Annotated in this window: 15 protein-coding genes; 8 read left to right on the forward strand and 7 right to left on the reverse strand. The window is 71.3% G+C overall.

Annotation, left to right across the window (positions count from 1 at the left end; all coding sequences use genetic code 11):
- Positions 1–2 precede the first annotated feature (2 nt).
- Both Vlu01_RS05845 and Vlu01_RS05850 read right to left on the reverse strand, forming a co-directional pair.
- Positions 3–263 (reverse strand): hypothetical protein, encoded by a 261-nt coding sequence (locus tag Vlu01_RS05845; protein WP_092379879.1) that lies wholly within the window; start codon positions 261–263, stop codon positions 3–5.
- A 147-nt stretch (positions 264–410) separates the two neighbouring features.
- A complete protein-coding gene (locus Vlu01_RS05850; RefSeq protein WP_203995143.1) occupies positions 411–809 on the reverse strand; it encodes a PIN domain-containing protein in 399 nt (132 codons plus the stop codon).
- 141 nt (positions 810–950) lie between these two features.
- Here Vlu01_RS05850 and Vlu01_RS05855 point away from each other — a divergent pair, with 141 nt between their 5' ends.
- From Vlu01_RS05855 to Vlu01_RS05865, 3 genes are read left to right on the forward strand one after another with little or no spacing between them, the layout of a single operon-like run.
- Positions 951–3,500 carry an ATP-dependent Clp protease ATP-binding subunit gene (locus Vlu01_RS05855; protein ID WP_203995145.1) on the forward strand — a complete coding sequence of 850 codons (2,550 nt, stop codon included), beginning with the start codon at positions 951–953 and terminating at the stop codon, positions 3,498–3,500.
- Positions 3,501–3,514: 14 nt separating this feature from the next.
- A complete protein-coding gene (locus tag Vlu01_RS05860; protein WP_203995148.1) occupies positions 3,515–3,679 on the forward strand; it encodes a hypothetical protein in 165 nt (54 codons plus the stop codon).
- Positions 3,679–4,029, forward strand: a complete 351-nt coding sequence (locus tag Vlu01_RS05865) for a DUF3140 domain-containing protein (RefSeq protein WP_203995150.1) — start codon at positions 3,679–3,681, stop codon at positions 4,027–4,029. Before Vlu01_RS05860 ends, Vlu01_RS05865 begins: the two co-directional genes overlap by 1 nt.
- Before the next feature lie 62 nt (positions 4,030–4,091).
- Here the strand turns inward: Vlu01_RS05865 and Vlu01_RS05870 are convergent, their stop codons facing one another.
- The 3 genes from Vlu01_RS05870 to Vlu01_RS05880 all read right to left on the reverse strand — a co-directional run bounded on the left by Vlu01_RS05870 (position 4,092) and on the right by Vlu01_RS05880 (position 6,023).
- Positions 4,092–4,328, reverse strand: coding sequence for a hypothetical protein (locus Vlu01_RS05870; protein ID WP_203995152.1), 237 nt, complete (start codon positions 4,326–4,328; stop codon positions 4,092–4,094).
- A 19-nt stretch (positions 4,329–4,347) separates the two neighbouring features.
- Positions 4,348–5,346, reverse strand: coding sequence for a LysR family transcriptional regulator (locus Vlu01_RS05875; protein WP_203995154.1), 999 nt, complete (start codon positions 5,344–5,346; stop codon positions 4,348–4,350).
- A gap of 77 nt (positions 5,347–5,423) precedes the next feature.
- On the reverse strand, positions 5,424–6,023 hold the full coding sequence (locus tag Vlu01_RS05880) for a hemerythrin domain-containing protein (RefSeq protein ID WP_203995156.1): 600 nt from the start codon (positions 6,021–6,023) through the stop codon (positions 5,424–5,426).
- 168 nt (positions 6,024–6,191) lie between these two features.
- Here Vlu01_RS05880 and Vlu01_RS05885 point away from each other — a divergent pair, with 168 nt between their 5' ends.
- Both Vlu01_RS05885 and Vlu01_RS05890 read left to right on the forward strand, forming a co-directional pair.
- Complete coding sequence (locus Vlu01_RS05885; protein ID WP_203995158.1) at positions 6,192–7,520, forward strand: M20/M25/M40 family metallo-hydrolase; 1,329 nt, start codon at positions 6,192–6,194, stop codon at positions 7,518–7,520.
- 85 nt (positions 7,521–7,605) lie between these two features.
- Complete coding sequence (locus Vlu01_RS05890; protein WP_203995160.1) at positions 7,606–8,259, forward strand: hypothetical protein; 654 nt, start codon at positions 7,606–7,608, stop codon at positions 8,257–8,259.
- Between the two features lie 89 nt (positions 8,260–8,348).
- Here the strand turns inward: Vlu01_RS05890 and Vlu01_RS05895 are convergent, their stop codons facing one another.
- Both Vlu01_RS05895 and Vlu01_RS05900 read right to left on the reverse strand, forming a co-directional pair.
- Positions 8,349–8,540, reverse strand: coding sequence for a DUF5703 family protein (locus tag Vlu01_RS05895; RefSeq protein ID WP_053655860.1), 192 nt, complete (start codon positions 8,538–8,540; stop codon positions 8,349–8,351).
- 54 nt (positions 8,541–8,594) lie between these two features.
- Entirely contained in the window at positions 8,595–9,566 is a 972-nt protein-coding gene (locus tag Vlu01_RS05900) for an aldo/keto reductase (RefSeq protein ID WP_203995164.1), read from the reverse strand.
- Between the two features lie 167 nt (positions 9,567–9,733).
- On the opposite strand from Vlu01_RS05900, the gene Vlu01_RS05905 reads away from it, so the two are divergent.
- The 3 genes from Vlu01_RS05905 to Vlu01_RS05915 all read left to right on the forward strand — a co-directional run bounded on the left by Vlu01_RS05905 (position 9,734) and on the right by Vlu01_RS05915 (position 12,591).
- On the forward strand, positions 9,734–10,786 hold the full coding sequence (locus Vlu01_RS05905) for an LLM class F420-dependent oxidoreductase (RefSeq protein WP_203995166.1): 1,053 nt from the start codon (positions 9,734–9,736) through the stop codon (positions 10,784–10,786).
- Positions 10,783–11,619: an undecaprenyl-diphosphate phosphatase gene (locus Vlu01_RS05910; RefSeq protein ID WP_203995168.1), complete on the forward strand. Its 837-nt coding sequence runs from the start codon at positions 10,783–10,785 to the stop codon at positions 11,617–11,619. Before Vlu01_RS05905 ends, Vlu01_RS05910 begins: the two co-directional genes overlap by 4 nt.
- Positions 11,620–11,877: 258 nt before the next feature.
- On the forward strand, positions 11,878–12,591 hold the full coding sequence (locus Vlu01_RS05915; RefSeq protein WP_203995170.1) for an MSMEG_4193 family putative phosphomutase: 714 nt from the start codon (positions 11,878–11,880) through the stop codon (positions 12,589–12,591).
- Positions 12,592–12,620: the final 29 nt, after the last annotated feature.

Genomic DNA, 12,620 nt, shown 5'->3' on the forward strand with positions numbered 1-12,620 from the left:
CCCTACAGCGTCGAGACGTACTGCTGGGCCTGCTCGACCGCGACGAGCGTCGCGGCGAGGCATTCCTCCAGCTCCTGGCTGGCCTGGGTCAGTGACGCCTGGGCCGCCTCGACCGTGGTGTGCCCGCTGCCCTCCAGCGCTCCGGCGAGGGTCTGTTGCGCCTCGGCCAGTTTCTCGCCGGCGGCCTGCACGGCGCTCTGACCGTCACCGATCTGCTGAAGTGCGACATCGATGGCTGCCTTGAGCTCGGCGACGCTCGCCACGCGGAACCTCCTGGGGGCGGGGAGGACTCCATTAGAGCCTATGCCGGTAGGGAACAGAACAACTGCCCTGTCAGTGTTCCTGCCTCGCTGACCGGTTGTCGACCGCAGACGACGCAGGTCCGATCAGTGGGACCGGTGGGCGGACGCTCACCCACCGCCACCGCCACCGCCGGTCAGCCACCGTGGGCCGTGCACCTCGGCGCCGTGTGCGGTGACCCGCTCCCGCAGCTCACGGTCGGCCGTCACCACCACCACTCGTCGCCGCTGCCCGTCGTGGGCCACCAGGTCGACCACGGCGTCGTCGCCGGAACCGACGGCGGACACCACGCGTACCCCCTCGACGCCCGGCACGTCCCGGGCCGCGCCCTCCACCACCAGCACCACCTCGACGGGGGGCGGCAGGTCCGGGGGCAGACCCCGGCCGCCCAACGGGGCGAGCGTGTCCCGCAGGCGGGCGGTGGCGCCGGCCCGGTCACGCCACCAGCCGTTCGGGCGTGAGCCGACCACGTTGGCGGCGTCCACGATCAGCAGCGGTGTCGGTTCCATCTGTCAACCCTGCCATCCGCCTGGGCGACGTGCCGGGATAGCCGCGCCGGGCCGAGGGCTGGGCACGGGTGGTGGCGTTTGTCCGGCCGGGGGCTGGGTAGCCCGTGCCGACCGTCTCGCGCCCGACCGCGGAGGACAGACATGATTGGACCCGGTGACTTCGGCTCCGACCCGTGGGACGAGTTCCTGGCGCGATACTTCGGGCGGGGCGAGGCCGGGCGACGTCCCGCGCACCGGGTCGACATCACCCGGTTGATGACCGCCGACGCGCGGGAGATGCTGGCCGACGCGGCCCGCCGGGCCGCGCAGAAACAGAGCAACGACCTGGACACCGACCACCTGCTCTGGGCGGCGTTGCAGCGCGAGCCGCTGCGTGACCTGGTCCGACGAGCGGGCGCGGAGCCGGACACCCTGATCAACGCCCTGGGCGGACGGGGTGACGGCGCCCCGCAGGGCGAGGTTCCGCCGAACCTGTCGCTGACTCCGGCGGCCAAGCGGGCGCTGCTCGACGCGCACCAACTGTCCCGGGCGATGGGCGCCAACTACATCGGACCCGAGCACATCCTGATGGCGCTGCCGCTCAACCCGGAGTCCCCCGCCGGACGGATGCTGGCCGCCGGACGGATCCAGCCGGAATCCCTCCAGGCCGCCAACGCCGAACGCGGTCCGGCCGGTGGCCCCCGGCCCGACCGGGGCACGCCGACGCTCGACCAGTACGGCCAGGATCTCACCGACCTGGCCCGCAACGATCAGATCGACCCGGTGATCGGGCGGGCTGACGAGATCGAGCAGGCGGTGGAGATCCTGTCCCGGCGTACCAAGAACAACCCGGTGCTCATCGGCGAGGCGGGTGTCGGCAAGACCGCGATCGTGGAGGGCCTGGCGGAGCGGATCTGTGACGGCGACGTGCCGCAGACGCTGCTGGACAAGCGGGTGATCCAGCTCGACCTGGCCGGTCTGGTCGCCGGCACCCGCTACCGGGGCGACTTCGAGGAACGGCTGAAGAAGGTGATCGACGAGATCCGGGCCCACCGGGAGGAGCTGATCATCTTCCTGGACGAGATCCACACCCTGGTCGGGGCGGGCGGCGCGGGCAGTGAGGGCGGCATGGACGCGTCCAACATGCTCAAACCGGCGCTGGCCCGCGGCGAACTACGGGTGATCGGCGCGACGACCCTCGACGAGTACCGGCGCAGTATCGAGAAGGACGCCGCGTTGGCCCGGCGCTTCCAGCCGGTGTTCGTACCCGAACCGACCGTCGAGGACACCGTGGCCATCCTGCGCGGACTGCGGGACCGCTACGAGGCGCATCACCAGGTCCGCTTCACCGACGAGGCGTTGGTGACCGCCACGGAACTGTCCGACCGTTACGTCACCGACCGTTTCCTCCCGGACAAGGCGATCGACCTGATCGACCAGGCCGGTGCCCGGGTCCGGCTGCGTACCCGCACCCCGGACGCCGACGTGCGTGACCTGGAACAGGAGCTTGAGGAGGTACGGCGGGACAAGGAGCAGGCCGTCGCCGACGAACAGTACGAACGCGCCTCCGCGCTGCGTGATCGGGTCGCCGAACTGGAGGGGCAGGTGCACCGGGCCCGGGGCGACGACGGCGGCAGCCGGGTGCCCGAGGTGGGGCCGGAGGAGATCGCCGAGGTGGTGTCCCGGGCCACCGGCATTCCGGCCAGCCAGCTCACCGAGGAGGAACGGGACCGGCTGCTGCGGCTGGAGGGCCAGCTGCACGAGAAGGTCGTCGGGCAGGACGACGCGGTCACCGCGGTCGCCGAGGCGGTCCGTCGTTCCCGTACCGGTCTGGCCGACCCGAACCGGCCGATGGGCAGCTTCCTGTTCCTCGGCCCCACCGGTGTCGGCAAGACCGAACTGGGCCGCGCGTTGGCCGAGGCGCTGTTCGGCGAGGCGGACCGGATGGTCCGGGTGGACATGAGCGAATTCCAGGAACGACACACGGTCAGTCGACTGGTCGGCGCTCCACCCGGCTACGTCGGGTACGAGGAGGCTGGTCAGCTCACCGAGGCGGTCCGTCGACGCCCCTACGCGGTGGTGCTGCTCGACGAGATCGAGAAGGCCCACCCGGACGTGTTCAACATCCTGTTGCAGGTACTCGACGACGGCCGGCTGACCGACAGTCAGGGCCGGACGGTCAACTTCAAGAACACCGTTCTGATCATGACGAGCAACATCGGCTCCGAGCTGATCACCGGTGCGCAGCGGGCCGTCGGCTTCGGTGCCGGCGAGCCGGGCAGCGCACAGGAGAGCGACGAGCTGCGAGAGCGGCTGATGCGCCGGTTGCAGGAGAACTTCCGCCCCGAGTTCCTCAACCGCATCGACGAGGTGATCATCTTCCGTCGGTTGGAGGCCGAGCAGCTGCGCCAGATCACCGGACTGCTGCTGGAGGAGACCCGTCGCCGGCTGCACGCGCAGGACATCGAGGTCGACTTCACCACCGCCAGCATCGACTGGCTCGCCGAGCACGGCTACCAGCCGGAGTTCGGTGCCCGGCCGCTGCGGCGGGTGATCCAGCGGGAGGTCGACAACCACCTGTCCCGGATGCTGCTGGAACAGCAGATCTCACCCGGTCAGCGGGTCACCGTCGACGCCCGGGACGACAAGCTCGCCTTCGACGTGTCGGCCGGCCGGGGCCACGCCAAGGCGACGACCTCGCATCCCCGCTGACCGGAAGGCTACTGATGACCGAACCGGACGAGGCAAGCGAAGAAGAGCGGACCGAGGCGATCCTGGCGCCACCGACGGCCAACCCTTCCCGGGTGCAGCTGCCGCCGGAAGGGCTGGGCGGGCAGACCGACGAGGGGCACCCGGAGGAGTCCGGGTCGCCGGTGGCAGAGGAGGGCTGATGGTACGCGAGCAGCGACTCGACCCCGAGGTGGAAGTGCTCTGGGAGGACTTCCACGCCGAGGTCAACGTGCCGTCCGAGCAACTGCGACAGTGGCTGCTGACCCGGGGCTCCGGTGAGACCGCCTTCGGCCCCGACCCGGACCTGAATCTGCCCGAGCCGGGCCGGCAGATCCTCGCGGTGCTGCGTAAACGCAAGGTCGACCTGACACCGGAGGACATCGACGTGATGCGGGAGGCCGTCGAGCGGATCCGATCGCTGACCGCCGACAAGCCCCGTCGGGGCAACGCCGACGACGAATGGCGGCACAGCCTGCTCGACCTGGGCCACGACGTGCTCGTGGAACGCTGACCCACCACGATCGTCCCCGGCGCCGCCGCATCGCGCCGGGGACGACCGTACGTCGTACCGGGCTACTCGGCTTCGAGACTGGCGATGGCCAGCCCGGCGGCGTCCGCGGCGGCCTGCCGGTCACTGCGGGTCTGTTCCTCGCGAGTGAGCAGGTTGGCGTACTCGGCCAGGTCCGCCGGGTCGGGCACCTCCGGCAACCGGCGCAGGAAGGCTTCGGACTCCCGGACGGCGGCGGTGTGCGCGGCGGCGGCCCGACGAAGCAGTTCGCGGTCGTCCGCGGCGGGGTAGAGGTCGGTCATACTCCGCCCTTACCCGCGCTCAGGCGCTTCGCACCCAGGGAGCCGTCACCGCCGGCGCCGGCCGCCGCACGCCGAACGCCGGATTCCGCAGCAGCCAGGCCAGATACGCCGGATGCGGCGCGAGAGCGTCGGTGTACGCGACCAGAGCGGTCTCCAGCACCAGGTCGGCCGTGCGGGCGGCGGCCGACTCAGGATGCCAGCCCAGCATCAGCCGCCAGCGCAGCGGCGTGCCGGCCAGCCGGCGGGTCACCAGACCGGCGACCGGCCGGAACGTGGCCTGGCACAGCGCCACCGCCTCGCCGGCGTCCACCAGGTCGATGCAGCTGCGCACGTCGGCCTCGTACACCTTCCGGGGGGTGAATCCGGCCCGCGCGCAGGCGGCGGCGAAGCAGTCACCGAAGCAGCCGTCCCCCGGTGCCGCCACCCACTGCTCGTGCCGCAGGTCGGCCAGGTCCACCTCGTCACGCCCGGACAGCGGGTGGGTCTCCGGCAGCAGCACCATGACCGGATCGACGGCGACCTCCCGCCAGCTCAGCCCGTAGTCCGCCGATGGTGTCGAGTCACCGCACACCCCGGTCAGCGCGTAGTCCAGCCGTCCGCCGGCGACCAACTGGGCCAGCTCGTCGACCGACCAGGAGGCGTGCGTACTGATCTGCGCCTGCGGCTGCTCGGCGGCCAGCCGGTGCACCAGCCGACCCAGGATCGGGCTGTTGACGCCGCCGAAGCGATACCGGCGAGGTGCGTCTCCCGCCCCGGCCAACCGGGCCGCCTCGTCCTGCAGGCCCTTCATCGCCGGTAGCAGCACCCGGGCCCGGGCGAGCACCAACTCGCCCAGGGCGGTGGGCCGCGCGCCGCGCCGGTCCCGTTCGAACAGCGGCCCGCCGAGGGTACGTTCGATCCGCTGGAGCTGGGCGGTCAGCGCCGGCTGGGCCAGGCCGAGCGTCGAGGCCGCCTTGGTCACGCTCCCCGTCTCCGCGATGGCGCAGACCACCCTCAGGTGGCGCAACTCCAGATTCATAGCGTGACGGTAGGGCCACGGGGCAGCCGGCGGTAGTGCCCGGACGTATCAACGACCATGAACGTGGCGCGGGTCTCCTACCGAGGTGGCGGCTCGGTCAGCTCACCCAACTGGGTGTGCCGGCCGGCGAGGACGTCCCGAACCTTGTCGACCACCCCGACCGCCGGCTCGACGATCCGGTTCCACGGCGGGTTGTGCGGGACCGCCGGATGGGGGCGGGTCGGCGCCGCCTCCTCGGCGATCTCCAGCCGGTTACCGAGCCGGATCAGCTCCTCCTCGGTCGCGGCGGCGCAGAGCCGCTGCATCAGCGGGTCGACCGCACGGGCGTGCGCCTCGAGCCGGGCGGCGAGGTCGGGTAGCCCGTCGTCGGTCAGTCCCTGCAGGGCCCGAAGCAGCTCCACATCGCCGGCCAGCACCTCGTCGACCAGTGGGTTCGCGTCCTCGACGGCGTGCCGCACGGCCGGCAGAAGGTACTGCTCCTCTCCGGAGAGATGCCGAGACAGGGCGGCGACCAGGACGTCGCGACCATGCTCCGGGTCCGGTCCGGGCTCGATCAGCCGACGGGTCAACTCCAGCAACTGCCGGTGCTCCTCGGCGACGAGGTCGGCGATGCTGCGCCCGGTGGGCCGGTAGTCGTCGCCGGGGGTGGGCGGCAGTGGCGGCAGATGGACGGACATGGTCGCCTCCTGGGCGGGCGGGGCAGCGACGAGGTGGTCTCGGCGGACGTCGGGCAGGCGCGGCAGTACCCGCAGCCGCCCGAACCGAAACTTGGCGCGGTGTCCAGGAACGTTGGCGGTGTCGCGGCGACGTTCCTGGTGACCGCACCAGGCTGATATGAAGGCACGATGACGAGCGACGCCCACGCCGCATTTCCCGCGCCGACCGACGAGGTCGTCGAGCTGTGCCGGGACCTGCTGCGCATCGACACCACGAACACCGGCGACAACGCCACCAGCGTCGGCGAACGCGGCGCGGCGGAGTACGTCGCGGAGAAGCTCACCGACGTCGGCATCACCCCGGTCATCCACGAGTCCGCGCCGGGGCGGGCCAACGTGGTCGCCCGGATACCCGGCACCGACCCCAGCCGGGGCGCGTTGCTCGTGCACGGGCACCTGGACGTCGTACCGGCCGACGCCGACGAGTGGTCGGTGCACCCGTTCTCCGGCGAGGTGCGCGACGGCTACCTGTGGGGTCGGGGCGCCATCGACATGAAGGACTTCGACGCCATGGTCCTCGCGGTGGTGCGGGACTGGCAGCGTACGGGGGTGCGCCCGCCACGGGACATCGTGCTCGCGTTCACCGCCGACGAGGAGGCGGGCAGCGAGTACGGCGCGCACTTCCTGACCACCCGGCACCGTGACCTCTTCGACGGCTGCACCGAGGCCATCGGTGAGGTGGGCGGCTTCTCCTACACGGTGGACCCGTCGCGGCGGCTCTACCTCATCGAGACCGCCCAGAAGGGCATCGACTGGCTGCGGCTGCACGCCCGGGGCCGGCCCGGGCACGGCTCGATGCTGCACGACGACAACGCCGTCACCGCGCTGGCCGAGGCGGTGGCCCGGATCGGTCGGCACCGCTTCCCGGTGGTGGTCACCGACACCGTGCGCGCCTTCCTGGAGGAGGTCTCCGAGGTGCTCGGCATAGAGCTGGACCCGGACGACCCGGAGGCCGCCATCGCCAAGCTCGGCCCGATCGCCAACATCATCGGCGCCACCATCCGCAACACCGCGAATCCGACCCGGCTCGCCGCCGGTTACAAGGACAACGTCATCCCCGGCCGGGCCAGCGCCACCATCGACTGCCGCAGCCTGCCCGGCCAGTCGGAGCTGTTGGAGCGGCAGTTGCGCGAGCTGATCGGCCCGGACATCGCCATCGAGTACGTCCAGCGGCAGCCGGCGCTGGAAACCACCTTCGACGGCGAACTGGTCGCGGCGATGGCCGCCGCGCTGCGGGCCGAGGACCCGGGCGCCCGACCGGTGCCGTACATGCTCTCCGGCGGCACCGACGCGAAGGCCTTCGCCCAACTGGGCATCCGCTGCTTCGGGTTCGCCCCGCTGCGGCTGCCGGCCGACCTGAACTTCTCGGCGCTGTTCCACGGCATCGACGAGCGGGTTCCGGTGGACGGACTACAGTTCGGCGTGCGGGTTCTCGACCGGTTCCTGCGTACCTGTTAACGGGCGTCCGGTTGGACGCCCTACCTGCTGTTTCGCGTCCGGGTGGACGCGACAACCTGGATTCTTCGTGAAGGGGACGCCTCACATGACCGACCAGCACGGCGAGCTGGACGCCGCCCTCGAGCGCGTGATCGAAGCGGCCCGTCACCATCTCGCCGCCGTCCGGGCCGCGCAGGGCCGGATCGACGACGACGACGTCTGGCAGGCGTACGTCGCGTTGAACAACGCGTCGTTCGCCTACGACGAGCAACTCATGGACGCCTTCGGCGAAGTCACCCCGTGGGATGTCGAGTCCATCGATCCGGACGAGGCGGATCAGCGTTTCGCCGGTGGCGAGGGAGTCGAGTCGACCGACCCGCACTCGCAGGTGATCTCCGTACGTCAGCGGCGTGACTACCGGGTGCCGAGCGTCTCCGCGCTGATCCGGGTCGCCGAGGCGGCCCGCCGGGAAGGCGTACCCGGTGACGAGGAGGTGCCGCCGGTGGAGGGCGTCGGCGAGGCGGTGCTGGAACTGTTGCAGAGCGGCGACGGTTCACTCGGCGCGCTCGACGTGCCGGAGCTGGAGCCGCTCGACGGTGTGGTGATGGTCAGCGAGGTCGGTACGCCGGTCGACCTGGAGTCCTTCGCCGACGACGACCCGGTTGGTCCGTTCCAGCCGGGCCCCGACGATCGGCTGGTCGGTCGCCTCGACGAGCACCCGTTCCTGGAACTCGACGACGAGCACGACCACGTGCACTGACGGCACCGGCGCACCGACCGGTCACCGGTCGGGATCGGCGCAACCGATCCCGACCGGTGGGTGCCCGGGCGGGTGAGAGCGCCGGCGGGTCAGTACGACAGGCCCGGCTGTGGCTGGTTGACCCGTCGACGGCGCAGCACCACCTGCCGCGTACCGTCTCGGAACAGCCGCACCCGGGCCAGTTCCCAGCCGGAGAACTCCGCCTGGATCGCCAACTGCGCCGCGGCGGTCAACCGGTCGACGTTCGGCGGTAACCGCAGCGGCGCGTATTCGTAGTCCATGGGCCCATGCTGCCCAGCCCGAGCCCTCGGGCGCCACCCTCGACCGGGTGATGCTCAACCATCGCGTTCCGGATAGCCGACCTCCAGCGCCGAAACGTCGTCCAACGCCGTGGTGATCTCGTCGGGCAGGGTCATCCGTTCCACCTGGAGCGCCCCGAGCAACTGCCCGGAGGTACGCGCGCCGAGGATCGGCGCGGTCACTCCCGGCCGGTCCCGGATCCAGGCCAGCGCCACCTCCAGCGGGGAGACGCCGAGGCCACTCGCGGCGGTGGCCACCGCCTCCACGATGCTGGAGCAGCGCGGCTCCAGGTAGGTGGCGACAAAGCGCTCGAAATGCGGCGACACCGCCCGCGAGTCCGCCGGTCGGCCGTGCCGGTACTTGCCGGTGAGCACCCCACGGCCCAACGGCGACCAGGGCAGCACACCCAGCCCGAGCGCCTCGCAGGCGGGCAGCACCTCCCGCTCCACGCCTCGCTCCAGGAGGGAGTACTCCACCTGTGCGGCCACCACCGGTGCTCGCCCGGGCCAGGCCGCCTGCCAGGCCGCCGCCCGGGCGGTCTGCCAGCCGGAGAAGTTCGACACGCCGACGTAGCGCACCCGACCACTGGCCACCGCGTGATCCAGTGCCGCGAGGGTCTCCTCCAGCGGGGTCTGCGGGTCGTAGCAGTGCACCTGGAACAGGTCGACGTGGTCGGTGCCCAACCGTCGCAGCGAGGCGTCCAGGGTACGCAGCAGGTGCCCACGGGAGCCGTCCCGGCGGCGGTCGCCACCCGGCCGAAGCCCCGCCTTCGTCGCGATCAACAGATCCTCGCGGGGGACCAGGGTGCCCAGCAGCGAGCCGATCACCGATTCGGCGTCGCCGTCGCCGTACACGTCGGCAGTGTCGATCAGGTTGCCGCCGGCGTCGAGATAACTCTTCAGTTGCGCGGCCGCGTCGTCGGCGTCGGTGTCCCGGCCCCAGGTCATGGTGCCGAGCGCGAGCCGGGAAACCGCCAGCCCGCTTCGGCCGAGCGGTCGCTGCTGCATGGGTGAACCTTATTTCGAACAGGGCCGGACCGATATCCTCGCTCCCGTCAAGTCTGCCCGGCGGTTCGTGTTCCCGCTCGTCCGGGTCGGACGACTCGGTGAGCCGGTGATCGTCCCCTTCACCGACATTGCGTAACCTGGTGCGACTGCGGATGGGGGAGGACTCTGTGCGACTCGGGCTAAACCTCGGATACCAGACAGCCTGGAGCACGCCGGCGGATCATCTGGCCATGGCTCAGGAGGCGGACCGGCTCGGCTACTCGGTGGTGTGGGTGGCGGAGGCCTACGGCTCCGACTCGCCGAGCATGCTTTCCTGGATGGCCGGGCAGACCGAGCGGATCGATATCGGCAGCGCGGTGATGCAGATTCCGGCTCGGACGCCCGCGATGACCGCGATGACCGCGGCCACCATCGACTCGCTCTCCGGCGGCCGGTTCCGGCTCGGCCTGGGCGTCTCCGGGCCGCAGGTCTCCGAGGGCTGGCACGGCGTGCGGTTCGGCAAGCCGCTGGCCCGCACCCGGGAGTACGTGGACATCGTCAAGCTGGCGGTGGGCCGCAAGGAGGTCGCCTACGACGGCGAGTTCTACACGCTGCCACTGCCCGACGGCCCCGGCAAGGCACTGCGGCTGGGCTTCCACCCGCCGCGCGAGCACATCCCGATCTACCTGGCCGCGGTGGGCCCGAAGAACCTGGAACTGGCCGGCGAGATCGCCGACGGCTGGTTGGCCGTCTTCTACGCCCCCGAGTTCGCCGAGGAGCAGCTCGCGGCGGTGCGCGCCGGCCGGGCCAAGGTCGGCAAGGACCTCGCCGGCTTCGACGTGGTGCCGTCCGTGCCGGTCGTCATCGGCGACGACCTGAACTCCTGCGCCGAGCTGGTCCGCTGGTACGCGGCGCTGTACGTCGGCGGCATGGGCAGCCGCCAGCAGAACTTCTACAACCAGTTGGCCACCCGGATGGGCTACGGCGACGCCGCCCGCGAGGTGCAGGAGCTCTACCTGGCCAAGCGGCAGCGCGACGCCGCGGCCGCCGTGCCGATGGAGTTCATCGACCGGACCTCGCTGCTCGGCCCGAAGGAGCGCATCGCCGACCGGATGCGCGAGTACGCCGAGGCCGGTGTCACCACCCTGTCGGTGACCCTCTTCGCCGCCGACCGTGACACCGGTGTGCAGACCCTGCGGACCGTCGCCGAGGCGCTGGACCTCTCAGGAGTCGGGGAGTGACCTGGATCGAGGCCATCGTCCTGGGTATCGTCCAGGGCCTGACCGAGTTCCTTCCGGTCAGCTCGTCGGGGCATCTGCGGATCACCTCGGCGATCTTCTTCGAGCAGGACGCCGGCGCGTCCTTCACCGCGGTCACCCAGCTGGGCACCGAGGCGGCGGTGCTGCTGTACTTCGCCAAGGACATCTGGCGCATCGGCCGGACCTGGATCATCGGAATCTGGGACAAATCCGTCCGTTCCAGCCTGGACTACCGCATGGGCTGGTACGTGATCGTCGGTTCGATCCCGATCGGGGCGCTCGGCTTCCTGTTCAAGGACCAGATCCGGGAGACCGCCCGCAACCTGTACGTGGTGGCCACCACCCTGATCGTCTTCGCCTTCGTGCTCGCCTTCGCCGAGTACTGGGGCCGGCAGACCCGGACCCTGCGGGACTTCCGGATGCGCGACGGTGTGGTGATGGGCTTCGCCCAGTCGCTGGCGCTCATCCCGGGCGTGTCCCGCTCCGGGGCGACCCTCACCTTCGGTCTGTTCCTGAACCTCACCCGGGAGACCGCGGCCCGCTACTCGTTCCTGCTGGCCATTCCGGCGGTAGTGATGTCCGGGGTGTTCAGCCTCGGCGACGTCTTCGAACCGGCGGCGCCCGGCACCTCGGCGCCGACGGTCGCGCAGATGGTCGTGGCCACGCTCATCGCGTTCGGTGTCGGCTACGCGGCCATCGCCTGGCTGCTGCGCTATGTCGCGCACCACACCCTGTACATCTTCGTGCTCTACCGGGTCGCGGTCGGCACGCTCGTCCTGGCCCTGCTGTTGACGGGGACGATCAGCGCTACCTGAGTGGGTGGTTGCGGCTGGGGGGACGGTGGCTGGTTCGAGTGGTTGCGGTCGCCCCCAGCCTGACCTGGTCGGCCGCCGCCCGGAGGTGCAGGCCAGCCAGGGGTGGGACCGTGCGCGGTGGTGGGGTGGTCCGCAATCTTGGTCCCGAACCGCCCACCAGAGGGCCGAACTGCAACAAGATCCGAACGGACGGGTGTGGTTCCGGTTGCTGTCGGGGAGTTCGGCACCGCCCTGAGGGGTGTGGGGTGAGGGCCTAGGGTGGTGCGGGTGGCGACACTTCTGCTTCTGCGGCACGGACGGACCACCGCGAACGCCGACGGTGGCCTCGCCGGCCGGCAGCCCGTCGAACTGGACGAAACCGGTCGCGCCCAGGCCGCCGCCGTCGGTGAGCGGTTGCGGACGGTGCCGCTGTCGGCCGTGGTGACCAGCCCGCTGATCCGCTGCCGGCAGACCCTGGAGCTGGCGCTGCCCCAGGCGTCGCCGGTGGTGGAGGAGGGTCTGATCGAGTGCGGGTACGGCAGCTGGGAGGGGCAGCCCCTGAAGAAGCTGGCCAAGGAGCCGCTCTGGCCGGTGGTGCAGCAGCATCCCAGCGCCGCTGTCTTCCCCGACGGGGAGGCGATGGCCCAGATGGCGGCCCGCGCGGTCGCGGCGGTACGCGACTGGGACACCCGGCTGACCGCCCAGCACGGCCCGGAGGCGGTCTGGCTGGCCTGCAGCCACGGGGACGTGATCAAGGCCATCGTCGCCGACGCCCTCGGCGTACACCTGGATCTCTTTCAGCGGATCGTGGTGGACCCGGCGTCGGTGACCGCGATCCGCTACACCCCTCTGCGACCCTTCCTGGTACGTCTCAACGACGTCGGCGGTGACCTGGCCAGCCTGGTGCCACCACCCGGTAAGCGGCGGCGGCGGGCCAACCGGTCGACGGCCTCGGACGCTGCGGTCGGCGGCGGCGCGGGAGCGTCCCGGTGAGCTGCCGCCCGGCCCCGCATCCCGCCACC

This window comes from Micromonospora lutea (assembly GCF_016863535.1).
GTDB lineage: Bacteria > Actinomycetota > Actinomycetes > Mycobacteriales > Micromonosporaceae > Micromonospora > Micromonospora lutea.